We start from the raw sequence: 24,368 nt of genomic DNA on the forward strand, positions 1-24,368 counted from the left end.
CTTGGAATAAACGGAAACTCTCAACGTGATTTCGAAACTCAAGAATGCTTTCGGTGCCGGCAAGCTCGGCGCCCTGCCCGGCCTGCCGCCGGCGCTGCGCAACAACCTGACGCCCCTGCTGGTGCTGGCGATCGTGATTACGGCCGCCGTCATGATGTTCATGTGGCAGGACCAGGCCAACTACAAGCCGGTCTTCGGTGCGCGCGAAAAAGTCGCGGCCAGCGACATGATGACCGTGCTGGAAGCCGAACATATCCCTTACCGCATCCACCCGGACAGCGGCCAGGTGATGGTGCCGTCGAACGAACTGGGCAAGGTGCGCATGCTGCTTGCCGCCAAGGGCGTGACGGCGCAGCTGCCGGCCGGCCTGGAACTGATGGACAAGAACGACCCGCTGGGCGTGTCGCAGTTCGTGCAGGACGTGCGCTTCCGGCGCGGCCTGGAAGGCGAGCTGGCACAGAGCATCCTGACGCTGGACGCCATCGCGTCGGCGCGCGTGCACCTGGCCATCGCCAAGACCAATTCGTTTGTCGCCGGCGCCTCGGACCAGAGCTCGGCCTCGGTCGTGATCGCGACCAAGCCTGGCCGCACCCTCGGCAACGAGCAGATCGCCGCCATCGTGAACATGGTCTCGGGCAGCGTCGCCAGCTTGAGCCCGGCGCGCGTGTCGCTGGTCGACCAGAACGGTAACTACCTGTCCTCGCGCGTGGACCTGACCGAAGGCTTCGACGGCGCTGCCCAGGGCGATGCCGCCGCGCTGCGCGTGTCGAACGAAGTGCGCGCCAACGTCATGGAACTGCTTGGCCCGGTGCTGGGCGCGAACAACTTCAAGGTCAGCGTCACCGCCGACATCGACAACGACAAGATCGAGGAAACCCAGGAAAAATACGGCGAAGCCCCGAAGGTCACCAGCGAAGCGATGCGCGAAGAGCTGGAAAAGAGCCGCCTCGCGATGGGCGTGCCGGGCACCCTGTCGAACCGTCCGCCGGAGCCGGCCGCACCGGCAGCGCCGGCCGCCGATGGCACTCCGGCTGCCGACAAGCCTGCCGACAACGCCAACTCGCGCAAGAACGCGACCACCCGCCAGTATGCGTATGACCGCGCGATCACCCAGATCAAGCGTTCGCGCGGCCGCCTGCGCAAGCTGTCCGTTGCCGTGGTGCTGAACAACGCCAGCGCGGCCAACGCCAAGGCCGGCTTCACCCCGGCGGAACTGGCGAACATCGACAAGATCCTGCGCGGCGGCCTCGGTATCGACCAGGCGCGCGGCGACGTCCTCGCCGTCTCCGCCCTGAGCTTCCCGGCAGCGGCGCCGGTCGAGCCGTGGTACCAGGAGCGCGACACCATCGTCGACGCCACGCGCTACGGCCTGTGGATCATCGGCGCCCTGCTCGGCTACCTGCTGCTGGCGCGTCCGATGCTGCGCACGATCACCGCCCGCATGGCTCCGGCCCTGCCGGCACCAAGCACTGCCGGTGCAGCGGCCGGCGCGGCTGCCGCCCTGCCGAATGCAGCCGCCGCGCCTGCGCTGGCGAATGCCGCCGCCGACGTCGCCGTCCCTGCCGGTGCAGGCGTGGCCGCCGTCGTGCCGCTGCTGGAAAACTATGATCTGCCGCCTGCGGGTTCCGCCGTGGATGTGATGGTCGATCACCTCAAAGTGCTTGCCGGTAAAGAGCCGGAGCGCGTTGCCGAAGTCGTCAAACAATGGGTGCAGAAGAAACATGGCCGAACTGAACAATAACGCCGAGGGCGTCGTCCTGACCCCGGTGGAGCAAGCTGCGATCGTCCTGCTGTCGATCGGCGAAGAGCCGGCGGCCGCCGTGCTGCGCTGCCTCGAGCGCGACGAACTGATCGAACTGACGCAAGTCATGTCGCGCATGAGCGGCATCAAGGTCGATTCCGTGAAATACGCGGTCCAGAACTTCTTCGACGACTACCGCGAGCAAAGTGGCCTGCACGGCGCCTCGCGTACCTACCTGAAGCGCTCGCTCGACCTGGCGCTCGGCAGCGACATCGCCAACAGCGTGCTGAACACGATCTACGGCGACGCGATCCGCCCGATGATGGCGCGCCTGCAGTACGCCTCGCCGAAGTGGCTGGCCGAGTTCATCTCGCACGAGCACGTGCAGATGCAGGCCGTGTTTCTCGCCTTCCTGGCCCCGGCGCTGGCCGGCCAGATCATCGAAGGCCTGCCGGAACAGAGCCGCGACCTGGTGCTGCTGAACCTGGCGCGCCTGGACGAGATCGACCGCGACCTGCTGCAGGAACTCGAAGACCTGGTCACGCGCTGCCTGTCCGCGCTCGACACCCAGAGTGCGAGCGTCGAAGGCGTGCGCCAGGTCGCCGAGATCCTGAACCGCCTGCCGAACAACCGCGCCGGCATGGTCGAACTGCTGCGCGCCCATGATCCGGAAGTGGTGTCGCAGATCGAGATGTCGATGTACGACTTCTTCATCCTGTCGCGCCAGACCGAACAGGTCATCACGCGCCTGCTCGACGACATCCCGCTGGAGCAGTGGGCGATCGCCCTGAAGGGCGCCGAGCCGGCCCTGCGCGACGCCATCCTGTCGGCGATGCCGAAGCGCCAGGCGCAATCCTTCGAAGACCTGATGCGCCGTTCGGGTCCGGTGCCGATGTCGCGCATCGAGCAGACGCGCAAGGACATCATGGTCGCCGTGAAGGCGCTGGCCGACGCCGGCGAGATCGACGTGCAGCTGTTCGCCGAGGCTACTGCCGAATGAAGCAGTTCCGCCCCTTTCACTTCCCGCCACTGCACCAGGTTCGCGCTGCCAGCGGCACCCTGCCCGCCAGCGGCGAGGGCGCGCCCTCGCAGGAAGACTGGGACAGCGCGCTGGCCGCCGGCTACCGCCAGGGCCAGCAGGACGGCTATGACGCCGGCTATGAAGCCGCGCAGGCCGAAGGCTTTGCGCGCGGCCACGCCGAGGGACTCGAACGCGGCCTCGAAGAAGGCCGCGCCCAGGCGCTCGCCCATCTGGAGCAGATCGGCAAACCGGTCGACAACGCACTGAAAGCCCTGAAAAAGCTCAAAAGCGATTTCAAGGCCGCCCAGCGCAAGGAAGTCGTGGACCTGGTCGGCAAGATCGCGCGCCAGGTGATCCGCGCCGAACTGGCCCTGCAGCCGACCCAGCTGCTGGCCCTGGTCGACGAAGCCCTGGCCGCCATGCCGCCTGCACGCGACACGGTCGAAGTGCTGATGAATCCCGAAGAACTCAAGCGCGTCTCGGAACTCGATCCGAAGCGCGCCAAGAAATGGAACCTGCTGGCCGATCCGTCGCTGGAAGCAGGCGAGATCCGCGTCAAGGCGGGCGACCATGAAGTCGACGCCGGCTGCCAGGGCCGCCTGTCCGCCTGCATGGACCAGGTGCGCGATGCGGTCGAAGCGACCGAAGGGAGCAAGGAATGACGGCCCTGCTCGATACCCTGCGCTCGCTCGACATCGACGCGGTGCCGGTCGCCACGCCGACCGGCCGCCTGGTCGGTGCCCAGGGCCTGCTGCTGGAAAGCGTCGGCTGCAAGCTGCACACGGGCCAGCGCTGCCGCGTCGAACTGAACGACGGCGGCTGGCTCGACGCCCAGGTCGTGGGCTTCCGCGACAAGGTGTCCTACCTGATGCCGTTCAAGAAGGCCAATGGCCTGGCGACCGGCGCACGCGTGCTGCCGGAGAAGAATGCCGCGAGCCTGATGGTCGGCCCGTCCTGGCTGGGCCGCATGGTCAACGGCCTGGGCGAAGAAATCGACGGCCTCGGGAAACTGGGCGGCGACCAGCCCCTGAATTTCACGCCGCCGAAGGTCAACCCGCTGAGGAAGACCCCGGTGGACGAGCCGCTCGACGTCGGCGTGCGCGCCATTAACTCGATGCTGACGCTGGGTAAAGGCCAGCGCGTCGGCCTGATGGCAGGTTCCGGCGTCGGTAAATCGGTGCTGCTCGGCCTGATCACGCGCCAGACCGTGGCCGACGTGATCGTGGTCGGCCTGATCGGCGAGCGTAACCGCGAGGTGCGCGAATTCGTCGAAAAGTCGCTGGGGCCAGAAGGCCTGAAGCGCGCGGTGCTGGTCGTGGCCCCGGCCGACGAGTCGCCGATGATGCGCGTGATGGCCACTGAACTGTGCCACTCGGTCGCGGCCCACTTCCGCGACCGCGGCCAGAACGTGCTGCTGCTGTGCGACTCGCTGACCCGCTACGCGATGGCGCTGCGCGAAGTCGCGCTGTCGCTGGGCGAACCGCCGGCCACGCGCGGCTATCCGCCGTCGGTGTTCTCGAACCTGCCGCAGCTGGTCGAATCGGCCGGCAACGGCGAGAACCCGAACGGCAGCATGAGCGCGATCTATACCGTGCTGGCAGAAGGCGACGACCAGCAGGACCCGGTGGTCGACACGGCGCGCGCGATCCTGGACGGCCACATCGTGCTGACGCGCGAGCTGGCCGAACGCGGCCACTATCCGGCGATCGACGTCGCCCAGTCGATCAGCCGTTGCATGGCGCAGGTGGTCACGCCCGAACACGCGAACGCGGCGCGCAAGCTCAAGGCAACCATGGCCAAGCATGCGCGCGTGCGCGACCTGATTCCGCTGGGCGCCTACACGCCGGGCGCGGATCCGGAAACCGACCGCGCGGTGAAGCTGCATCCGCATATCGAAAACTTCCTGTGCCAGGGCACGCGCGAAGGCGCGCCGCTCGACACCTGCGTGACGCAGCTGCAGGGGATGATGCAATGAACCGGCGCGACCAGATCAACAGCCTGGGCACGCTGGTCCAGTTGCGCAGCACGGAAGTCGACAAGCTGCAGACGGAACTGGCGCGCCAGGAAGCGACGCGCGCCCGCTACGCGGCCAACCTCGAACGCCTGCATTCGCTGGCCGAAGGCAGCGGCGCGTCGGGCCACCTGCCGCCGGCCCTGGCGCTGAACTGCGGCCAGTACAAGCAGGCCGTGTTCGCGCTGGCCGACACCCACCGCACCGACCTCCAGCTGCACGAGGCGAACATGGCGGTCTCGCAACGCAATCTGGCGCAGGCATGGACGCGCCGCGAACTGCTCGGCAAGGTGCTCGAGCAGCAGCAGGACGCGCTGGCCCGCGAGCAGGATCGTGCCGCCCGCAAGCGCGAAGATGAAATCGCCACCCAGTCGTGGCTGGCCGGCCGGGCATAAGCCCGGTCCTCAAGGAGAATAATATGGCAGGCATTACCAACACCTATGATCCGACGACCACCGCGCAAGCCCTGGCCGAAGCCTTCACGTCCGGCCGCCAGACCATCCTGACGCGCCAGACCACGCAGGCGTCGGCCACCGAAAAAGGCTTGTCCACGCTGGGCACCGCGCTGAGCACCTTCCAGAGCGCCCTCGCCTCGCTGACGGGCCTGAACAAGACGATTTCCGCCAACAGCGCGGTCTTCAGCGATACGGGCATCGCCAGCGCCACCGCGACGGCGACCGCCGCGGCCGGCACCTACAGCTTCTTCGTCGAGCAGGTGGCCAGCGCGCACAAGGTCTCGTACGGCGGCATGACCGACTTTGCCGGCGGCGGTTCGCTGACCCTGGGCGCAGGCACGAACTCGTTCAGCATCGACCTCAGTACCAAGGCTACCTGGACCGTGCGCGACCTCGCGGCGGCCATCAACGGCGCCAGCACCAACACCAGCGTCTCGGCGGCGGTCGTCACCACCGGTTCCACGTCGGAACTGGTGCTGACTTCGAAAGCCACCGGGGTGGCCAACAAGATCACGCTCAGCACCACCGGCGCGGACGCCGGCCTGACGGCCAAGCTGGGCGCGGCGCCGACCGAACTGGCGCAGGCGCTCGACGCCGTCGTGCGCGTCGGTTCCAGTACCGGCACGGCCATCACCCAGCCGAGCAACACCTTCAACGTGATCGACGGCGTCACCATGACGGTGTCGAAAGCGCAGACCGCAGGCAGCGCCCCGGTCACGCTGACGGTGGCGTCGGATGCCTCGAAGACGACGGCCAACGCCCAGGCTTTCGTGGATGCCTACAACAAGCTGAAGTCGGCGATCGATGGCCTGGTCAGCCCGGGCGATCCGGAAAGCGGCGGCGCGGCCGGCGCCTTTGCCGGCGACAGCGGCGTGCGCGCCCTGCGCGACCGCCTGGTCAACCTGCTGCGCAACACCGGCACCACCACCCTGGCCAACTTCGGCATCACCGCCAACCGCCAGGGCACGCTGAGCCTGGACAGCACGCGCCTGACCAAAGCGTTGGCGGCCGATCCGACCGGCCTCGACACCCTGATCGGCAGCAGCGCCGCGACCGCGCCGAGCGGCATCGCCGGCCAGCTCGACAGCTACCTGAAACTCTGGACCAACAGCACCAACGGCCAGATCGGCACCCGCAAGGATGCGGTCAGCAAGCTGCAGGACGAGTTGGCGGATCGGCAAACCGCGCTCGACAAACAGTACGACGGCGCCTATGCGCGCTACCTGAAGCAGTTCACCCAACTGCAGTCCGTTCAAAGCAATATGTCCTATAACACCTCGCTGTTCGACGCTTTGTTCAGCAGCTCTAAAGACTAAACTCATAGCCATGTCCTATCAAGAAGCCTACGGCAATTATCATGCCGTCAACCTCGATTCGCAGACCTCGCGCGCGACCCCGGTCGAGCTGGTCCTGCTGCTGACCGACGGCCTGCTCGACGAGCTGGCCCGCGTGCGCGGCCACATCATCGGCAAGCGTTACGAACAAAAGGCGGCCGGCATCGACAAATGCTGCGAAATCATCAACGGTCTGTCGAGCTCGCTCGACTTCGAGCAGGGCGGCGAAGTCGTCGCCAACCTGGCCAACCTGTATGACTTCTGCTCGTCGCGCCTGCAAGGCGCCGGCATCAAGATGGACCCGGCCATGGTCGACGAAGTGGTCGGCGTGCTGACCACGATCCGCCAGGGCTGGCAAGGCGTGCAGGAACGTAATGCCTAGGAGCGCGGCGATCGGCAAGCTGGCCGCCGGCATCAAGGATGCGGCCTTCGCGCGCGACTGGGAACGCCTCGGCGCCCTCGCCCGCTCGCTGGCGCCGCAGTTATCGAGCCTGCGCGAGCGCGGTGCCTGGACCAGCAGCGAACTGGCTGCGCTGGCGCAGCTGCGCGCGGTCCACGACGGCGCCGCGGCCGCCTGCGGCGAAGCGCTCGACACGCTCGCCCTGCGGCTTGCCGACATGCGTAACAACAAGGATGGCTGGATGGCGTATGCGCTCGCCAGCGACACGGAACCTGCCGGACACCAAGAATGAATCTGACCCTGACTCAACTGAACCAGCCTGCAGCGTCGGCCAAGAGCGCCGCGCCTGCCGCCGCCAACGACACTGCAACTCCGGCCGCTTCCGCAGCGGCAGGCGCGGCGCCGGCGCCCGTGGCGGACGCCGCCCAGCCGGCGGCAAGCCAGCCGGCACGCGGCTTCGCCCAGTGGCTCGGGCTGGACCCGGTGGCGGCCCCGATCGCCGACGCGCCTGTCGCCACGACCGAGGCCGCGCCGCTCGACACCGAGACCCCGGCCGACGAGCAGGCTGCCGCCGACACGCCCCTGCTGGGCGCGATGGCCATGGCCATGCCATTGATGCCGGTCGCACAGGCCACGCTGGCGGCCGTCGTCGCCGCGCTGCCGGGCGTGCCCGCCCCTAAAGAATCGGCAGCCGCTGCCGATACCGGAACTTCGCAGCCGGCCGCCCAGGCGGGTCAGGGCCGCGAAGGCCGCATCGAACTGGCCGCGCTGCCGACCGCCCTGCCGCTGGCGCGCGCGTCCGCCGAAACGGCACCGGCAGCCTCGGCACAGCCGGCAGCCGCCGCGCTGCCGGCCGAAGCGCTGGCCGCCAACGCCGACGCAGGGCCGGAGCAAGCCGCTCCCGCACTCGACCGCACTGCGGCGAACAGCTTCGGCGTGGCCGCACCGGCGCCGGGCGCGGCCCAGCGCGGCGGCGATACGGTCACGCTGTCGGGGCCGCCGACCGCATGGCGCCAGACCCTGCAGGAAGCGCTCGGCGAGCGTCTCCAGCTACAGGTCGGCAAGAACGCCGAGCAGGCCGTGATCCGCCTCGAGCCGCCGATGCTGGGCCGTGTCGAGATCGCGATCCGCCATAGCGCCGGTTCGCTCGAGGTGCACATCTCGGCGACCCACGGCGAAGTGCTGCGCCAGCTGCAGACCGTCAGCGAAGGCCTGCGCAACGACCTGGCCCAGCGCCAGTTCAGCGACGTGTCGGTCAATATCGCGCCGGCGCCGCGCGGCGCGGCGGGCGCCAACAACACGCCGATGTTCGCCGGCGGCGATGGCCGTGGCCGCCAGCAGGATGGACGCCAGCAGGAACAAGGTCCGGGCGAAGCCCTGGCCGAAGCGAATACCGGATCTTCCCCGTTCTCGCTGAACGGACGCGGCCAAGGCCGCGCGTAAACCTTTACAACGAACGATGAACAGCAAGCTCAAAATCATTCTCGGCGTTTTCGCCGTCGTGCTCGTCGCTGCGGGTGCCGCCGGCGGCGCCATGATGTACATGAAGTCGCAGGAAGCCGCGCCTGGCGCGGAAAAAGTCGCGCACGCCGAACCGAAGAAGGAAAAGTCGGACAAGCCGGTCAAGTACGTCACGCTCGACAAGGTGATCGTGATGCTCAAGCGCAGCCCGAACGAAACCGTCAACCACTACCTGTCGACCGACCTGGTGCTGGCTACCGACGAAAAGGGCGAGAAGGAAACCAAGGAACACCTGCCGCTGCTGCGCGCCGTCGCCGTGCGCGCTTTGTCGGCCCACACGCTGGCCGAAGCCTCGACCATGACCGTCGAGCAGTACGCCGCCCAGTTGAACAAGACCTTCGATGCCAGTTATGCCAGCGACGATCGGGAAAAGCCGTTCGGCGAAGTCATGATCGGCAAGCTGATCGTCGAATAAGGCTCGGGGACCGAATGGCCTATTCAGCCGACTATCTCGACGCTTCCTGCGGCAGCGAATACCAGGAGGCAGCCGCCGGCGCCGGCATGAGCCCGCGCGAAGAGCAGCAGCACCTGGTGGCCTACACGCCGCTGGTGAAGCGCATCGTGCGCCAGTTGAATTCGCAGGTGGGCGCGATGTCGCGCGAGGACATGGAGCAGATCGGCCTGATGGGCCTGTTGGAGGCGCTGCGCCGCTACGGCACGCCCGACACCGGCTTCGGCAGCTTCGCCTCGCTGCGCATCCGCGGCGCCATCCTCGATGAGCTGCGGCGCCAGGACTGGCGCCCGCGCGCCGTGCGCCAGGATGCGCACCGCGTGCGCGACGGCCTGCGCGCCCTCACCCGCACGCTCGGCCGCGAGCCGAGCCCGCAGGAAGCGGCCGACGCGCTCGGCATCACCCAGGAAGCGTATTGGCAGCACCTGCTGGACGACGGCGCCGAAGAGATGCTGAGCTTCGACGAAGTACTGCAGGAAGCGACCGAGCAGGCGCACAGTGCCCCGGGTCCGGAAGATTCCTTCATGCTGCGGCGCAGCCTGGAACAGGCGCTTTCCAGCCTGTCCGAGCGCGAGCAGCGTGTGATCCAGATGATTTACGAGTTCGAGCTCAGCTACAAGGAAATCGCCGCCGTGCTCGACCTGTCCGACGCCCGCGTCTGCCAGCTCAACAAGAGCGCGCTGGCGAAGATGAAAGCCGCCATCGGCGCGCGTTAAGAAAAAAACGAGAAACAACCATGATCCTCATCCAGAAAGGCCTGTCATGCAGCAATTCCTAGGTATCTTCATCGTGCTCGGCTGCGTGTTCGGCGGTTTTGCGCTGATGGGCGGCACGGCCACCGCCATCTGGCACCCGGTCGAGATCCTGATCATCGTCGGCGCCGCCTTTGGCGCACTGGTGATCGGCAACGAGAAGCACGTGCTGTCCGAAATGGCGCACCAGCTCAAGAAAATCGCGTCGCGTAAGAAACACGACTCGGAATTCCAGCGCCAGCTGCTGCTGCTGATGTATGAACTGCTGCAACTGGCCGCCGGCGGCCTGAAGGCGCTCGACGCCCACGTCGAGGCGCCGAAAGACAGTGCGATCTTCCAGCGCTATCCGCGTATCCTGGACGAGCCGAAACTGCTGGCTTTCATCGTCGACAACTTCCGCCTGATGGCGATGGGCAAGATCAACGCCCACGAGCTGGAAGGCGTGCTCGAGCAGGAACTGGACGCGATCCACGAAGAGCTGACCCAGCCTTCGAAGTCGCTGCACAAGATCGCCGAAGGCATGCCGGGCTTCGGCATCCTGGCCGCCGTTCTCGGCATCGTGATGGCGATGTATTCGGTGGCCGAAGGCGCGGATTCGGGCGCGATCGCGGAAAAGGTCGGCGCGGCGATGGTCGGTACCTTCATCGGCATCTTCTTCTGCTACGGCCTGCTCGACCCGCTGTCGAACATGATGAAGCAGCTGGTCAACGGCGAAGCCTCGACCATGGAAACCGTGAAGGTCGTGCTGTGCACCCACGTGGCCGGCAAGCCCGCCCTGCTGGCGATCGACGCCGGCCGGCGCCTGATCCAGCTGAACACGAAGCCGAGCTTCGCCCAGCTGGAACAATGGATCAACGCGATGGGCGGCGACGACGAATCGCAGAACAAGCGGCGCCGCTCGAGCGACCGCATGACGGGGTAAGCTGTGTCCAAGCTGAACGACAAGCATCACGAGCAGACCATCATCAAGCGTGGTGGCGGCAAGCACGACCACGACGAGCATGGCGGCGCCTGGAAAGTCGCGTTCGCGGACTTCTGCCTGGCCCTGCTGTCGCTGTTCCTGGTGCTGTGGCTGATGGCCGCGCGCGAAAAGGAAGCGGTCCAGAACATGACCAAGGACGCCGCCGCCGGCCAGCTCGAAGGTCCCGGCAAGCGTCCGGAAATCGCCAACGCGCCCAGCGGCAGCCTGATCGAGCGCTTCCCGACCATGCGCGACGGCACGGGCCCCGCCCAAAGCAATGGTGCGACTGCGGATGCGCGCGTGTCCTATGATTCCCCTGCGGACCTCAAAGCCTTGTCGAAGAAGCTGGAAAAGATGAGCGAAGACGCCGGCCTGGCTGCCAACCTGCAGTCGGAAGTGACGCCCTACGGCCTGCGCGTGATGCTGCACGATACCGACCGCCAGGGCATGTTCATGCGCGGCAGCGCCCTGCCGACCGGCCGCTTCGCGCGCCTGCTGCAGAAAATGGGCCCGCTGTTCGCGCAGATGGAAAACCAGATGCTGATCGTGGGTCACACCGACTCGGTGCAGTACCAGTTCGCCGAGAAGACCGGCATGTCGAACTGGGCGCTGTCCTCGAACCGCGCGATGGCCGCGCGCGCCCAGCTGCTCCAGGGCGGCATGCGCACCGACAGCGTGCTGCAGGTGGTCGGCATGGCCGACCGCGCGCCGCTCGACGCGAAGCAGACCGACGCCGGCATCAACCGCCGCATCGAACTGATGATCCTGACGCGCGCCCAATCGCGCTCGGTCGCTGCGATGTTCGGCGCACCCGGCGCCACCGAAACCCTGCTCGACGGCGTGTCGGTGAGCGCACCCGCAAAAGCCGGCGACAAGAACGACGACACTGCGTCGCTGCGCGGCCAATTGGCGAAGTAAGCATGACTATTCAATCCAAATCCCGAGGTAACCGCATGAAAATCACTGGAACCGGCGCGCCGTCCATGGCGCCTGCAATCGGCGGCGCCGCCAACGCGCCTGCTCCGGCGGCTGCGGCCCCGGCCCCGGCGGCGGAAACCGGCGCTGTCCTGCAATCGGAAGTCCTCAAGCCGGCCGCCAAGGCCCTCGCCGCCCTGCCCGATTTCGATGCGGCGCGCGTGGCCGAACTGCGCGACGCGCTGGCCAAGGGCGAGCTGCCTTTCGACGCCTCGCGCCTGGCGGGCCTGATCCAGCGCTTCCACGGGGGGCGTTGATGAGCAAGATGACGCGCCAGCAGGCCGTCGCCGCCCTGGTCGAGGGCGTCGAACAGGACCTGCAGGCCACGCAAGCCATCCACGCGCTGCTGGAACGCCAGTTCCAGGCCGCGCTGCGCCACCGGGGCGCGGAGCTTGGCGCGCTGGCCGAAGAGCTGACGCCGGCCCTGGATGCCATGGATGCGCGCCGCAAGCAGCGCGTGGCCCTGGTGCGCGCCCTGCACGGCCCTGAAGGCACGATGAGCGGCTTCATCGCCGCCCAGCCGGAACCGGGCCGCGCCAAGCTGGCCGCCGCCTGGAGCGAGCTGGAACGCCTGGTGGTCGCCTGCAAGAGCGCGACCACGCGCAACGGCAACCTGCTGGCCGAGCAGTTCACGACCATGCAGCGCGTGCTGCACAATTCGGACGGCACCTATGCGCCACGCTGAGTTCTCGACCACGTCGATCGCGGCCACGCTGCCGACCGCCCCGACCCGTCCGGCCGAAGCGCTCGGCGGCGGCGGCGGCTTCGGCAAGGCCTTCGCCGCCGTGCAGGGCGAAGTCGCGGATTTCATCCAGAACGGCGGCGGCACCTCGGCGCCGGAACTGACGCCCGAAGGCAGCCTGTGGCGCAACCGCAGCGCGGCGTCGGTGCTGGCGGCCCCGGAAACCGATGAGAGCTCGACCAGCGAAGACCAGCAGGCCTTCCTGGACAGCATCGCACCCTGGGCGAAGGAAGCGGCGGATAAACTCGGCGTCGCGCCGGAACTGGTGCAGGCCCACGCCGCCCTCGAATCGGGCTGGGGCAAGCGCCCCATCATGAACACCGGCAGCGGCGACGGCGCCAGCAGCCACAACCTGTTCGGCATCAAGGCCAGCGGCAAGTGGGATGGCGCGGTGGCCGAATCGGCCACCACCGAGTACGTCGGCGGCGCCGCCGTGAAGACGAAGGAGCGTTTCCGCTCGTATCCGGACGGCGCCAGCGCCTTCCGCGACTACGCCAGGATGCTGCTCGATAACCCGCGCTACAAGGGCGCGATCGGCGCCGGCAACGACGCCCATGCCTTTGCCCAGGGCCTGGCGAAAGGCGGCTACGCCACCGATCCGGCTTACGCGTCCAAGCTGGCGCGCCTGGCCGGCAAGCTGCAGGGAATTAACGGTTGATCGCTTGGCAAAGCCGTTTCACCGGCTGACGCGGGGCATGTCGACCGGTTCGACGGTTCCCGCGCCGGTCACCCGCATGCGCACGGTCTGCCCGCTGGTGCTGTTGCGCACCCGGACCGTCGCGCCGCGCGCCCCGGCATCGAGCGCCTCTCCGGCCGTGCTGACTTCGATCCCTTCGATCCGCGCAACCATCACAACCGCGTCGCCGCGTTTGACCAAAACAGGTGCCGATAGCGAATTGTTACGCAGAACGTCGCCGGCGCGCAACATTCTGCGGCTGGTTTGGCCAACTGCGTCATTTGGATCAATCACCGGGTCCGGAATGCTGGTAATCTCCCGTTGCTCTACGGTAACATGTGTATCCGTGAGAATTTCATTTGCAGCGACCGGCGCGGCCAGTACCACGACCGATGCCGAAATGCGGGCCCGCACGATGTATTCGAGACGGCTGGCGCCAGCCCCCGGGCAGCGCACCGCGAAACGCATCCGGGTCGGCTGCCGGGTATCGACGGTTTCGACCTCGACCGGGCCGCTGCAGGTGGCGGCCACGCGCGGCGGCACCACGGTCAGCTCGAAGCGGGCGTCGCGCAGGTTGGAAGCGGCGGCCTGTTTTTCCAGCTGGGCGCGGGCGGCTTCCTCGACCTGGGAAGCAACCGTAGGTGCAGCGAAGACCGGCGCGGCAGCCAGCGCAAGGGGCAAGACGAGAAGACAAGCAGCACGAAGAATCATTGCAACAACCCCGGCAATCAAAGATTTAACCATTCTAACGAAACACACTGCAGTTCACCGACGAAGGATCGACCATGACGATTAATTTTAAGGACGCACTGGGATTACACGCCGACGCGCTGCACGTGCGCGCCGAACGTACCAAGGTGCTGGCCGCGAACATCGCCAACGAAAGCACGCCCGGCTACACGGCGCGCGATGTCGATTTCGGCGCGGTGATGCAGGAGCGCGCCGCAGAGGAAGCCGGCGAGCTGTCGCTGGGCGACGGCGCCGAAGCGCTGTACCGCGTGCCCTTCCACCCTAGCGCCGACGGCAACACGGTCGAAATCGGCGTCGAACAGGCGGCGTTCTCGCAGAACGCCTCGGACTTCCAGACCAGCCTCACCTTCATCAACATGAAGCTGCGCGGTCTGCAAAAAGCCATCAACGGTCAATAAACATGGGTTTTAAAGACATCTCCACTATCGCCGGTTCGGCCATGGCTGCCCAGTCGGTACGCCTGAACACGATCGCATCGAACCTGGCCAACGCCGACACCGCTGCCCCTTCGGAAGCCGAAGCCTACCGCGCCCGCAAACCCGTCTTCGCCGCCGTCATGGAAAACGACGCAGGCGGCCGCGTGCAGGTGCTCGACGTGGTGCAGAGCGCCGACCCGGTGCGCAAGGTCTATGAGCCGGGCAACCCGCTGGCCGACGCCGAAGGCATGGTCGTCTACTCGAACGTCAACTCGGTCGCCGAAATGGCCGACATGATGTCCGCCTCGCGCGCCTTCGAGACCAATGTCGAAGTGCTGGGCCGGATCAAGAACATGCAGCAGTCGCTGCTGAAACTGGGCGAAGGCTGAGGTTAAGACAATGAGCATGCTGACCAATAACTCCCTCGCGGCCTCGAACAACACGGCCGCCACTGGCACCGACGCCATCGCGACCAGTGCCGACGTCTCCGCCAACAAGGATATGTTCACCAAGCTGCTGGTGGCCCAGATCCGCAACCAGGATCCGCTGGCGCCGTCGGACCCGAGCCAGTTCGTCAACCAGCTGTCGCAGCTGTCGCAAACCGAAGCCCTGCAAAACCTGAGCAAGACCACCAGCGCCAGCGCCAGTGTCCTGCAAAGCCTGCAAGTGCTGGCGATGGGCGGCCAGGTCGGCTCGCAAGTGTCGGTCGCCACCGACCGCGTGCGCGTCGACGGTTCCGCCATCAACGGCACCATTAGCCTTCCTTCGGCTTCCGGCGCCACCAACCTGGTGCTGACCGGCGTCGACGGCCAGCCGCACACCATGACGCTGCCCTTCCATTCGGCCGGCAGCCAGGCATTCACGATCGACCCGAGCGCCCTGGGCCTCGCACCGGGCAGCTACTCGATCGCCGCCCAGACCGCCGACGGCGCATCCGTGCCCGTCGAAATCGCCGGCACCGTAAACAGCGTGCGCCTGTCTGGCACCGGCTCCGTCGTATTGCAGGTGGCTGGCGTCGGCGACGTCGACCCGTCCGCCATTACTGGTTTCAACGGCAAGGCCTCGCAGGTCGCCGCTAACTAATATCCAAGGATCTAGCCATGAGCTTCAACATCGCCCTCTCCGGTATCCAGGCCATCAACGAACAGCTGGAAGCCGTCTCGAACAACATCGCCAACTCGAGCACCTACGGTTTTAAAAGCAGCCGCGCCAACTTCTCCGCCATGTACGCGGGCGAGCAGGCGAACGGCGTCTCGGTCGGCTCGCTGACCCAGAACATCGGCACCAACGGCTCCGTCGAATCGACCGGCCGCTCGCTCGACGCCGCCATCGAAGGCCGCGGCTTCTTCGTCACCCGCGATTCGCAGGGCACCATGTCGTACAGCCGCGTCGGCATCTTCGCGGCCGACAATGCCGGCAACCTGGTCGACGCCGCCGGCCGCAAGGTGCAGGGCTACGGCCCGGCCGTTAACGGCACCCTGGGCGTGATGGGCGACATCAAGATCCCGACCGGCCAGATCGCGGCCAAGGCCTCGACCGGCGTCAAGTACGTCGGCAACATGTCGGCCGACTGGCAAGTCCCGACCAACACGACCTTCGACGCCACCAAGCCTGACAGCTACAACATGGTCAAGCAATCGGTCCTGTACGATTCGCTCGGCATGCAGCACACCGTGTCGCAGTACTTCGTCAAGACCGGCAGCAATGCCGTCACCGTGCACTACGGCTTCGACGGCGCCGCTCCGAGCGCCACCAAAGCCCTCGCCTTCGACGCGCAAGGCCAGCTCCCGGCGGCGACCAACAGCGGCAACCTGACCCTGACCCCGACCAACGGCGCCGCCCCGATCACCTTCTCGATCGACTACACCGGCACCACCCAGTTCGCCGGCGAAGCGACCAGCACCACCAACAGCACCGACGGCTACGCCTCGGGCAACTACGTCGGCGTCGAGCTGGCGGCCGACGGTTCGGTCGTGGCGCGCTACAGCAACGAGCAGAAGCAGACCGTGGGCACCATCGCCCTGGCCACCTTCGGCAACGAAGGCGCCCTGACCGCCACGAGCGACACCAGCTGGCAAGCCAACGCCGCCTCGGGCCTGGCCCTGTACGGCACCCCGGGCGCAGGCCTGGCCGGCAAGCTGAACACCGGCTCGCTGGAAGGCTCGAACGTCGACATCACCTCGGAACTGGTCGGCCTGATGACCTCGCAGCGCAACTACCAGGCGAACTCGAAGGTCATCACGACCGAGAACCAGATGATGCAAGCCCTGATGCAAGCCCTCTAATAAAGGGATTACCGCTCCATGGATAAACTGATCTTCACCGCCGTCTCCGGCGCCGAGCACACGCTGCGCGCCCAGCAGGTCCACGCCAACAACCTGGCCAACATGGACACGCCGGGCTTTCGCGCCAACCTGGAACTGGTGACCAGCCAGCAGCTGGGCGCGGGTGTGAACTATGGGTACGACGACGTGCACATGGCGCGCACCCAGGCCGACGCCATCTCGACCCGGCCGGGCACCGTGCGCGAAACCGGGCGTCCGCTCGACGTCGCCATCAACGGCAACGGCTACTTCGCGGTCGAATTCGGCGGCAACGAAGCCTATACCCGCGCCGGCGCGATCGACATCGGCGCTGATGGTGCGCTGTCGGTGGCCGGCCGTCCGCTGCTGGGCGAAGGCGGCCCGATCGTGCTGCCGCCGCATTCGGCGGTGGAGATCGGCACCGACGGCACCATTTCCGTGCTGGCCGAAGGCGCGACCACGATGCAGGTGATCGACAAGCTGCGCCTGGTGACGGCCGAAGGTCCGGAGCTGACCAAGAACGAAGCGGGCCTGATCGTGTCGCGCAGCGGCGACCCGCTGCCGGCGGACGCCAACATCAGCGTGCGCTCGCGCGCCCTGGAAGGCAGCAACGTGTCGGCCGTCGAAGAGATGGTCGCGACCATGGCCCTGAACCGCAGCTTCGAAATGCAGATGAAGCTGTTCCAGGCGAGCGACAAGATGAACGAGGCGGGCAACCGCCTGCTCGGCGCCTGAGCGGCTCCGTCAACGAATTAGGAGAATTTCATGAATCCAGCAATGTGGATCAGCAAGACCGGCGTGCAGGCGCAAGACGCCAAGCTGCAGGCGATCGCCAACAACCTGGCCAACGTCAACACCGTCGGCTTCAAGCGCGACCGCGTCGTGTTCGAAGACCTGCACTACCAGGTCGACGCCCAGCCGGGCGCGCAAAGCGCCGACAACACCGTCTCGAACGGTGTCCAGCTCGGCAACGGTACGCGCCTGGTCGGCACCCAGAAAGTGTTCACCAACGGCTCGATCCAGACCACCAGCCAGCAGCTCGACGTCGCCATCTCCGGCAACGGCTTCCTGCAGGTGCGCCGCCCGAACGGCGACGCCGCCTTCACCCGCGCCGGCCAGCTGCAGGTCGACGCCAACGGCACCCTGGTGAATGCCCAGGGCCTGCCGCTGGTGCCGCAGATCACCGTGCCGAACAACGCCACCGCAATCACCATCGCCGAAAACGGCACCGTTTCCGTCACCGTGCCGGGCCAGTCGGCACCGACCGAAATCGGCGCCCTCACCCTCACCGGATTCGTCAATCCGGCCGGCCTGCTGGCCCTGGGCGAGAACCTGTTCTCCGAGACGGCCGCCAGCGGCGCGCCGAACGAAGGCCGTCCGGGCGACGGCGCACTGGGCAAGCTGAAGCAAGGCGCTTTGGAAGGTTCGAACGTGCAGGTCGTCGAAGAAATGGTCGACATGATCGCCGCACAACGGACTTATGAGATGAATACCAAAGTGTTGTCGGCTGCCGACAATATGCTGCAATACCTCGCGCAGGCGGCCCGATAATGATCCGTTCTAGCTTTGCGGCAACTATCATTACGATGTTGCTGGTCGGCTGCGCTTCCAAGGCGCCGATCGCCCAAGTAAGCGACGAAGCGCCGATTCCGGTCACGCGTGCAGCCGCACGTGGCGTCTCCGGCGGCGTCTTCAGCAGCGACGCGCTGTCGCTGACCTCGGATGCCCGCGCCTACCGCGTCGGCGACGTGGTCACCGTGATCCTCCAGGAAACGACGCAGGCGAGCAAGCGCGCCGGCACCAGTTTCAACAAGGGTTCGTCGGTCGGTATCGCCCCGCTGGGCGCACTCGGCAAGACCTTCGGCAAGACCGGCTTCGACGCCAGCGCCGACCGCAGTTTCAAGGGCGACTCGACCAGCACCCAGCAGAACGCCCTGTCCGGCGCGCTGACCGTGATCGTGCAGGAAGTGATGCCGAACGGCCTGCTGCGCGTGGCGGGCGAGAAGAACATGACCCTGAACCAGGGCGAGGAATTCCTGCGCCTGAAGGGTTATATCCGCGCTGCCGACGTCGACGCCGACAACCAGGTGTCCTCGCTGCGCGTGGCCAATGCCCGCATCGCCTACTCGGCGAAAGGAGTGCTGGCCGATGCCAACTCCGCAGGCTGGTTGACGCGTTTCTTCACCGGACCGCTGATGCCCTTTTAACTTAGGACCGACATGATTCAGTTTCGCCGCTTTGCCCTCGTAAACCGTATCATTTTTGCCGCCGCGCTCGCCCTTGGCGCGGTTGTGCCCGCGCAGGCCGCCCAGGCGCTGCGCAATCTGGTCAGTATCGAGGGCGTGCGCGAAAACCCGCTGGTCGGCTACGGTCTCGTGGTCGGCCTGAACGGCTCCGGCGACTCGACCCAGGTCAAGTTCGCCAGCCAGTCGGTGTTGAACATGCTCAAGCAATTCGGCGTCAAGCTGCCTGAAGGCCAGGACGCCAAGAACAAGAACGTCGCCGCCGTCATGGTCTCGGCCGTGTTCCCGCCGGGCTATCGCCGCGGCCAGGCGATCGACGTCACCGTCTCGTCGCTGGGCGACGCGAAAAGCCTGCGCGGCGGCACCCTGCTGCTGACCCAGATGCGCGCGGCCGACAACGAAACCTACGCGCTGGCCCAGGGCAACCTGGTGGTCGGCGGCCTGAACGCCTCCGGCAAGAGCGGCTCCTCGGTGACCGTGAATACCCCGACCACCGGCCGCATCCCGAACGGCGCCATGATCGAGCGCGAAATCGCAACCGACTTCGCCACCCGCCCGCAAGTGCTGCTGCGCCTGCGCCACCCGCATTTCGAGACCGCGACCAATGTCGTGGAAGCGATCAACCGCCGCTTCGGCCCGGTCGCGACCACCGCCGACGGCACCAGCGTCGAAGTGATCGCCCCGAGCAATCCGACCGAGCGCGTCGCCTTTGTCGCCAAGCTGAACGCCCTGAACGTCGAAGCCGGCGTCGAAGTGCCGAAAGTCGTCTTCAACTCGCGCACCGGCACCGTCGTCATCGCCGAAGGCCTGCGCGTGAAATCGGCCGCCGTCACCCATGGCTCGCTGAAGGTCGTGATTTCCGAAAGTTCCAATGTCAGCCAGCCCGGCCCGCTGTCGCGCGGCCAGACGGCGGTGACGCCGCAGTCGCAGCTGTCGGTCGACCAGGGCGGCGGCCGCCAGATGTTCAAGTGGCCGGCCGGCGCCAAGCTGCAGACCATCATCGACGTGGTCAACAGCCTGGGCGCGTCCCCCGACGACATCATGGCGATCCTGCAGGCGCTCGACCAGGCCGGCGCCATCGAAGGCGAACTGGTGGTGATCTGATGATGGACCGCACCACGCCCCTGAATCCGTTGCAGCCGCAGGCCAACGGCGCCAAGACCGATGCCGTGGCGCCCGCGGCCGAAGACGCCGCCTACCTTGCCAAGGCCACCCGCGCCGCCGTCGAGTTCGAAAGCTTCTTCATCTCGCAGATGCTGAAGGACATGCGCTCCACCACGCGCGAGATGGCCGACGAGGACAGCGTCTTCAAGGACAAGGTCAACCAGGACATGCAGGACATGGCCGACGGCATCCTTTCGAAGCAGATGGCCGGCCAGCGCGCCTTCGGCGTGGCCGACGCGATCCTGCGCCAGCTCGTGCCGACAAAAATTACTCCCGGCAACACTTAATATTTCCCGGCAACTGGTCGCCTATCTACGGTAGGCCCCTGTTTCTTCAGAAAGACCTCCATGACCATCATGACCAACGCCCTGTCGGGCGCGCTCGCATCGCAGATGGCGCTGTCGGCATCCAGCCAGAACATCGCCAACCTGCAAACCAAGGGCTATACGCGCCAGGCGGCGCTGTTGACGGCCGTCGGTGCGGACATGAGCGGCAAGTCCGTCGGCAATGGCGTGCAGGTCAGCTCGCTGCTGCGCTTCTCGGACGGCTATAAAAGCCAGCAGATGTGGCGCGCGGCGGCCGAGACCGGCCAGTATTCGCAGACCCAGCCCTACCTCACCCAGCTCGAGCGCGTGATGGGCGACGATACGGCCAGCCTGTCGGTCGCGGTCGACCAGTTCTTCGCCGCGCTCAACGCGGTCGCCGGCGACAACGCCACCTCGACCCCGCTGCGCCAGCAGGTGCTCACGGCAGGCGGCCTGCTGGCCCAGCGCTTCAACAGCCTGAACAACGTCTACAACGCCCAGCAGCAGTCGGTCAGCCAGCAGCGCAGCGCGATCGTCGACGCGGCCAACGCCAACATCAGCAAGATCGCCGCCCTGAACGCGCGCATCACCCAGGCGAACGCGGTCGGCGCACCGGCATCAAGCCTGATCGACGCGCGCGACCTCGCGATCGACGAGCTGGCCGGCCAGATGGCACTGGAAGTGTCGGACCAGCCGGGCGGCGTGCGCGACGTCTCGCTGAAGACCGGCCAGGCACTGGTGATCGGCAATGTCGCCGGCGAGCTGAAGGCCGTCGGCGGCGTCGGCGCCCAGACTTTCAAGCTCGAATTCGCCTCGACCACCTTCGGCCTCGATGCGGCCAAGCTCGGCGGCCAGCTGGGCGGCCTGACCGTCTATGAACAGGAAACGCTGCGCCCGATGCAGCAGGGCGTGGCCGACATCGCGCGCCAACTGTCGGACAAGATCAACACCCAGCTGACGGCCGGCTACGCCATGGACGGCACCCCGGGCAAGCCGATGTTCGTCTACACGGCGGGCGCGACCAATATGCTCACCATTGCCCCGGGCATGGAACCGACCGGCCTGGCCTTCTCCAGCGACGGTACCCAGGGCGACACCGGCAACCTGCTGAAACTGGTGAACATCAACAGCCAGACCGTCACCGTCACCGGCCTGGGCACCGTGCTGCTGAGCGACGCCGACACCCAGCTGGTCGGCAAGCTCGGCGTGCTGAGCCAGCAGAACCAGGCGGCGCTCGCCACCGCCGAGACCATGCGTACCCACGCGGTCGACGACTGGCAGGCCACGAGCGGCGTCAACCAGGACGAGGAAGCCGTCAACCTCGTCGAATACCAGAACATGTACCAGGCCAACATGAAAGTCATGTCGGTCGCCAATTCCCTGTTCGACGCCACGCTGGCGATGATGGGTTAAGGATCAATCATGCGCATCGCCACCGCCCAATACCAATCGAACATGAACAAGTCGCTCCAGCTGAACCAGGAGCGCATGAGCGACCTGACCCAGAAGATGGCGACCGGGAAGCGCATCTCGGTGCCGTCGGACGATCCGGTCGACAGCGTGCGCCTGTCGCGCCTGCAGCGCGAGGAAGCTGCCATCACCCAGTACCGCGACAACATCGCCTCGATCAAGATCCGCCTGTCGAAGAACGAGGGTTATCTCGGCAGCATGGTCAACGACATCTCGGCAGGCCGCGACCAGATCGTCTGGGCGCTCGACGGCAGCAACACGCCGGACGACCTGCGCGCCATGGTCAAGCCGCTCGAAGCCTTGCGCGACGGCCTGCTCTTCAGCGCCAACTCGGTCGACCAGGAAGGCCGCTACGTGTTCTCGGGCACGAACACGGCGACGGCGCCGATCGCCTACAACGCCGCCGCGGCCGCGGGTTCGCGTTACAGCTTCGCCGGCAACACCAACGAACAGCGCGTCGTGGTCGGCAATGGCCTGACCCAGGTCGCGAACGACAACGTGAAGGGCATCGAGAAGCTGCTGAACCGCCTGGATGCGACCATCGCCACCCTCAACGGCGCCAGCCTGAACGTCAACGATCCGGCCACCCGCGCCGTGCTGGAAGACAACTTGACCGGCTTCGACGAGGCGCTCGACCTGGTGTCGGGCAAGATCGCTGTCCTCGGCGGCAAGCAGAACATCCTCGACACGCTCGACGCCAACCATGGTAACGTCAGCCTGTCGAACCAGATGGCCATCACCGACATCGGCCAGCTCGACATGGGCGTCGCCGCAACCGAGCTGAACGGTTACTCGACCGCCCTGCAGGCTACCTACAAGGCGTATGGCCGGATTGGTACGCTGTCCCTGTTCTCTGCCCTGTAATCGATGGACACCACGCTTCGCACCGCATCCACCACGCTTCCAGTCACTACCTCGGTCAACCCGGGTAACGGCGTCGGCCCGGCCAAGACCGTGCCGGCGCCGCTGCGCACCCAGCCGCTACCGGGCACAACCTCGGACGACGCGCCCGATACCCGCGTCGCCGTTCGTCCTGCCGTGCAGGCGCCGCAGCGCCGCAGCCACGCCAACTGGGACAATCGCCTGCAAAGCGACGTCGCCAGCGCCCAGCAGGCGCGCGAATACCTCGACCGCGTCGCGGCCCAGCTCGAATCGGTGAAGGCCGCGCTGAGCGCGAAGATCGCCGGCATGAAGAGCGGCGCGCGCGACCTCGAAGCACGCGCCCGCCAGCTCGGCGCCAGCATCGCCGCCCGTAGCGCGCAAGCCGGCGGCTCGGTCGATGCCCAGCTCGCGTTCTCGGACGGCGAACCGGCGCAGCAGCGCTTCCGCATCCAGGGCCTGGACGTGGCCACGCTGCAGTCGTCCGCGCCCCTCTCGCTCGCCTTTTCGGTCGGCGGCGCCGGCGGTCCGCAGCTGGCGGCCAGCCTGGAACCGGGCATGACGGCGGAAGAGATTTCCACGCGCCTGGACCGCACCCTCGCGCCCTTGGGCGTGCGCGCCGGCCTGGACAAGCAGAACCGCATCGAATTCAGGACGGCCGAAGCCAACTGGCCTGGCGTGCGCGACAGCATCGCCATTTCCGGCCGCGGCCGCGTCGCCACCGAAGCCGTGTCGCCCGACCTCAAATTGCAGGACATCGGCACCGGCAACGCCGAAGCGCTGCGCCAGAGCCTGCGCGAAGTGGTGCAGGCCCTGGAGCGCGTGCGCCGCTCGCAGGATGCCGCCAGCGCCGCGCTGAGCGCCGCCACCCTGCGCGCCGCCCAGTCCGAACTGAGCGCCGACGACCTCGCCATTTCGGCCCAGGACTTCGCCACCACCGCCGCCAGCCACGACTACGAGTCGCTGCTGGCGATCACGTCGGCGCTGGTCGGCGTCAGCCGCGAACGCGTGCTGGCCCTGCTCGGCCTGCGCTGAGCGCCCTTCCTCCGCGCCTTTCCTTCTCTATCGCGGCCCGCGCGGCGTCACTGTAATCGTGGTGCCGCGCAGGTCGATGTCGTGCAGCGCGATGCTGCCGAAACTCGGTCCGCTCGTGGCCTGGCCGACGCGGATATTCCTGAACTTGATCTCGCCGATCGTCGTCGGCAGGCGCAGCGTCACCGAGCCGTCCTTGTTGACGACGGCGCTGGACTGCTCCGGATCGTAGGCCACGTCGCTGACCGAGGTCTCGGCGTTCAGCAGCCCGGCCAGTGGATTGAACAGCTTCGCCAGTTCGCGCGGCAGGGAAGGCGCAGCATCGGGTGCGTGCGCAGGCAGGTTCGCCGCCGTCAGCGCCGCCATCTGCAGCTGGGCGCGCAGGGCCTGTTCGCGCAGGCGTTCGCTCAGGTTCCGGTCATCACGGCCCTGCCCCGCCACTTCTCCCAACTCCTCGTCGCTCAGTTCACGCTGGGTGCGTGCGCTCGCCACCGCCACGGGCGCCGCGGCCAGCGCCGCATAGGCCTGCAGCGGCGCCAGCAGCGAGGTGGCCAGCGCGGCCGCCAGGCGCAGGTTGCGCTGGCGCCGCATCGCGCGCCCGATCTGCGCTTGCGTGATCAGCTGCATCGCCGCCAGCACCTCGCCGAGGCGCTGGCCGGTGCGGTCCTGCTCGCGGATCGCCTGGTCGAGCTGTTCCTGCGAAATCAGGCGCCGGGCGAGCAGGATCTGCCCGAGGCGCGAGTGCTGGCGCTTGGTCCATTCCATG

Annotated in this window: 30 protein-coding genes; 28 read left to right on the top strand and 2 right to left on the bottom strand. The window is 67.0% G+C overall.

Annotation, left to right across the window (positions count from 1 at the left end):
* Positions 1-25 precede the first annotated feature (25 nt).
* From fliF to C2862_RS11150, 16 genes are read left to right on the top strand one after another with little or no spacing between them, the layout of a single operon-like run.
* Positions 26-1,741 (top strand): flagellar basal-body MS-ring/collar protein FliF, encoded by a 1,716-nt coding sequence (gene fliF / locus C2862_RS11075; RefSeq protein ID WP_136220182.1) that lies wholly within the window; start codon positions 26-28, stop codon positions 1,739-1,741.
* Complete coding sequence (locus C2862_RS11080; protein WP_136220183.1) at positions 1,722-2,741, top strand: FliG C-terminal domain-containing protein; 1,020 nt, start codon at positions 1,722-1,724, stop codon at positions 2,739-2,741. The genes fliF and C2862_RS11080 overlap by 20 nt, the downstream gene beginning before the upstream one ends.
* Positions 2,738-3,424 (top strand): flagellar assembly protein FliH, encoded by a 687-nt coding sequence (fliH, locus tag C2862_RS11085; RefSeq protein ID WP_136220184.1) that lies wholly within the window; start codon positions 2,738-2,740, stop codon positions 3,422-3,424. The genes C2862_RS11080 and fliH overlap by 4 nt, the downstream gene beginning before the upstream one ends.
* A complete protein-coding gene (gene fliI / locus C2862_RS11090) occupies positions 3,421-4,737 on the top strand; it encodes a flagellar protein export ATPase FliI (protein ID WP_136220185.1) in 1,317 nt (438 codons plus the stop codon). Before fliH ends, fliI begins: the two co-directional genes overlap by 4 nt.
* Positions 4,734-5,168 (top strand): flagellar FliJ family protein, encoded by a 435-nt coding sequence (locus C2862_RS11095; protein ID WP_136220186.1) that lies wholly within the window; start codon positions 4,734-4,736, stop codon positions 5,166-5,168. Before fliI ends, C2862_RS11095 begins: the two co-directional genes overlap by 4 nt.
* 23 nt (positions 5,169-5,191) lie before the next feature.
* Positions 5,192-6,544: a flagellar filament capping protein FliD gene (fliD, locus tag C2862_RS11100; protein ID WP_136220187.1), complete on the top strand. Its 1,353-nt coding sequence runs from the start codon at positions 5,192-5,194 to the stop codon at positions 6,542-6,544.
* A 10-nt stretch (positions 6,545-6,554) separates the two neighbouring features.
* Positions 6,555-6,944 (top strand): flagellar export chaperone FliS, encoded by a 390-nt coding sequence (fliS, locus tag C2862_RS11105; RefSeq protein WP_136220188.1) that lies wholly within the window; start codon positions 6,555-6,557, stop codon positions 6,942-6,944.
* Positions 6,937-7,254 carry a hypothetical protein gene (locus tag C2862_RS11110; protein ID WP_136220189.1) on the top strand — a complete coding sequence of 106 codons (318 nt, stop codon included), beginning with the start codon at positions 6,937-6,939 and terminating at the stop codon, positions 7,252-7,254. Before fliS ends, C2862_RS11110 begins: the two co-directional genes overlap by 8 nt.
* Positions 7,251-8,405 (top strand): flagellar hook-length control protein FliK, encoded by a 1,155-nt coding sequence (locus C2862_RS11115; protein ID WP_168710045.1) that lies wholly within the window; start codon positions 7,251-7,253, stop codon positions 8,403-8,405. The genes C2862_RS11110 and C2862_RS11115 overlap by 4 nt, the downstream gene beginning before the upstream one ends.
* A gap of 16 nt (positions 8,406-8,421) precedes the next feature.
* Positions 8,422-8,898, top strand: coding sequence for a flagellar basal body-associated FliL family protein (locus tag C2862_RS11120; RefSeq protein WP_136220191.1), 477 nt, complete (start codon positions 8,422-8,424; stop codon positions 8,896-8,898).
* A 14-nt stretch (positions 8,899-8,912) separates the two neighbouring features.
* Positions 8,913-9,650: a FliA/WhiG family RNA polymerase sigma factor gene (locus tag C2862_RS11125; protein ID WP_136220192.1), complete on the top strand. Its 738-nt coding sequence runs from the start codon at positions 8,913-8,915 to the stop codon at positions 9,648-9,650.
* A gap of 46 nt (positions 9,651-9,696) precedes the next feature.
* The gene (motA, locus tag C2862_RS11130; RefSeq protein ID WP_136220193.1) at positions 9,697-10,608 is read left to right on the top strand and encodes a flagellar motor stator protein MotA; all 912 of its coding nucleotides are present in this window, start codon (positions 9,697-9,699) and stop codon (positions 10,606-10,608) included.
* A gap of 3 nt (positions 10,609-10,611) precedes the next feature.
* Positions 10,612-11,565: a flagellar motor protein MotB gene (locus tag C2862_RS11135; RefSeq protein ID WP_136220194.1), complete on the top strand. Its 954-nt coding sequence runs from the start codon at positions 10,612-10,614 to the stop codon at positions 11,563-11,565.
* Positions 11,566-11,600: 35 nt separating this feature from the next.
* Positions 11,601-11,879 (top strand): flagellar biosynthesis anti-sigma factor FlgM, encoded by a 279-nt coding sequence (gene flgM, locus C2862_RS11140; protein ID WP_136220195.1) that lies wholly within the window; start codon positions 11,601-11,603, stop codon positions 11,877-11,879.
* Entirely contained in the window at positions 11,879-12,307 is a 429-nt protein-coding gene (gene flgN / locus C2862_RS11145) for a flagellar export chaperone FlgN (protein WP_136220196.1), read from the top strand. Before flgM ends, flgN begins: the two co-directional genes overlap by 1 nt.
* Positions 12,294-13,022 carry a glycoside hydrolase family 73 protein gene (locus C2862_RS11150; RefSeq protein ID WP_136220197.1) on the top strand — a complete coding sequence of 243 codons (729 nt, stop codon included), beginning with the start codon at positions 12,294-12,296 and terminating at the stop codon, positions 13,020-13,022. The genes flgN and C2862_RS11150 overlap by 14 nt, the downstream gene beginning before the upstream one ends.
* 18 nt (positions 13,023-13,040) lie before the next feature.
* On the opposite strand, the gene flgA is transcribed toward C2862_RS11150, so the two are convergent.
* Complete coding sequence (gene flgA, locus C2862_RS11155; protein ID WP_136220198.1) at positions 13,041-13,751, bottom strand: flagellar basal body P-ring formation chaperone FlgA; 711 nt, start codon at positions 13,749-13,751, stop codon at positions 13,041-13,043.
* A gap of 74 nt (positions 13,752-13,825) precedes the next feature.
* On the opposite strand from flgA, the gene flgB reads away from it, so the two are divergent.
* The 12 genes from flgB to C2862_RS11215 are packed head-to-tail and all read left to right on the top strand — an operon-like array spanning position 13,826 to position 23,605.
* Positions 13,826-14,188, top strand: a complete 363-nt coding sequence (gene flgB, locus C2862_RS11160; RefSeq protein WP_136220199.1) for a flagellar basal body rod protein FlgB — start codon at positions 13,826-13,828, stop codon at positions 14,186-14,188.
* A 2-nt stretch (positions 14,189-14,190) separates the two neighbouring features.
* Positions 14,191-14,595 (top strand): flagellar basal body rod protein FlgC, encoded by a 405-nt coding sequence (gene flgC / locus C2862_RS11165; RefSeq protein ID WP_136220200.1) that lies wholly within the window; start codon positions 14,191-14,193, stop codon positions 14,593-14,595.
* 16 nt (positions 14,596-14,611) lie between these two features.
* On the top strand, positions 14,612-15,289 hold the full coding sequence (locus C2862_RS11170; protein ID WP_229467385.1) for a flagellar hook capping FlgD N-terminal domain-containing protein: 678 nt from the start codon (positions 14,612-14,614) through the stop codon (positions 15,287-15,289).
* 17 nt (positions 15,290-15,306) lie between these two features.
* Positions 15,307-16,491 carry a flagellar hook protein FlgE gene (locus C2862_RS11175; RefSeq protein ID WP_136220202.1) on the top strand — a complete coding sequence of 395 codons (1,185 nt, stop codon included), beginning with the start codon at positions 15,307-15,309 and terminating at the stop codon, positions 16,489-16,491.
* Positions 16,492-16,509: 18 nt separating this feature from the next.
* Entirely contained in the window at positions 16,510-17,244 is a 735-nt protein-coding gene (locus C2862_RS11180) for a flagellar basal body rod protein FlgF (RefSeq protein ID WP_136220203.1), read from the top strand.
* A 30-nt stretch (positions 17,245-17,274) separates the two neighbouring features.
* Positions 17,275-18,060 (top strand): flagellar basal-body rod protein FlgG, encoded by a 786-nt coding sequence (gene flgG / locus C2862_RS11185; protein ID WP_168710046.1) that lies wholly within the window; start codon positions 17,275-17,277, stop codon positions 18,058-18,060.
* Positions 18,060-18,716, top strand: coding sequence for a flagellar basal body L-ring protein FlgH (gene flgH / locus C2862_RS11190; protein ID WP_136220204.1), 657 nt, complete (start codon positions 18,060-18,062; stop codon positions 18,714-18,716). Before flgG ends, flgH begins: the two co-directional genes overlap by 1 nt.
* Before the next feature lie 12 nt (positions 18,717-18,728).
* Complete coding sequence (locus C2862_RS11195) at positions 18,729-19,856, top strand: flagellar basal body P-ring protein FlgI (RefSeq protein ID WP_136220205.1); 1,128 nt, start codon at positions 18,729-18,731, stop codon at positions 19,854-19,856.
* A complete protein-coding gene (locus C2862_RS11200; protein WP_229467386.1) occupies positions 19,856-20,203 on the top strand; it encodes a rod-binding protein in 348 nt (115 codons plus the stop codon). The genes C2862_RS11195 and C2862_RS11200 overlap by 1 nt, the downstream gene beginning before the upstream one ends.
* Positions 20,204-20,263: 60 nt before the next feature.
* Positions 20,264-21,634: a flagellar hook-associated protein FlgK gene (gene flgK, locus C2862_RS11205; RefSeq protein WP_136220206.1), complete on the top strand. Its 1,371-nt coding sequence runs from the start codon at positions 20,264-20,266 to the stop codon at positions 21,632-21,634.
* A 9-nt stretch (positions 21,635-21,643) separates the two neighbouring features.
* Positions 21,644-22,555, top strand: a complete 912-nt coding sequence (flgL, locus tag C2862_RS11210; RefSeq protein WP_136220207.1) for a flagellar hook-associated protein FlgL — start codon at positions 21,644-21,646, stop codon at positions 22,553-22,555.
* Positions 22,556-22,558: 3 nt separating this feature from the next.
* Complete coding sequence (locus C2862_RS11215; protein WP_136220208.1) at positions 22,559-23,605, top strand: hypothetical protein; 1,047 nt, start codon at positions 22,559-22,561, stop codon at positions 23,603-23,605.
* 27 nt (positions 23,606-23,632) lie between these two features.
* Here the strand turns inward: C2862_RS11215 and C2862_RS11220 are convergent, their stop codons facing one another.
* Positions 23,633-24,367 (bottom strand): hypothetical protein, encoded by a 735-nt coding sequence (locus tag C2862_RS11220; protein ID WP_136220209.1) that lies wholly within the window; start codon positions 24,365-24,367, stop codon positions 23,633-23,635.
* Position 24,368 lies beyond the last annotated feature (1 nt).

Source organism: Massilia sp. Mn16-1_5 (assembly GCF_004798585.1).
Classification (GTDB): Bacteria; Pseudomonadota; Gammaproteobacteria; order Burkholderiales; family Burkholderiaceae_D; genus Telluria.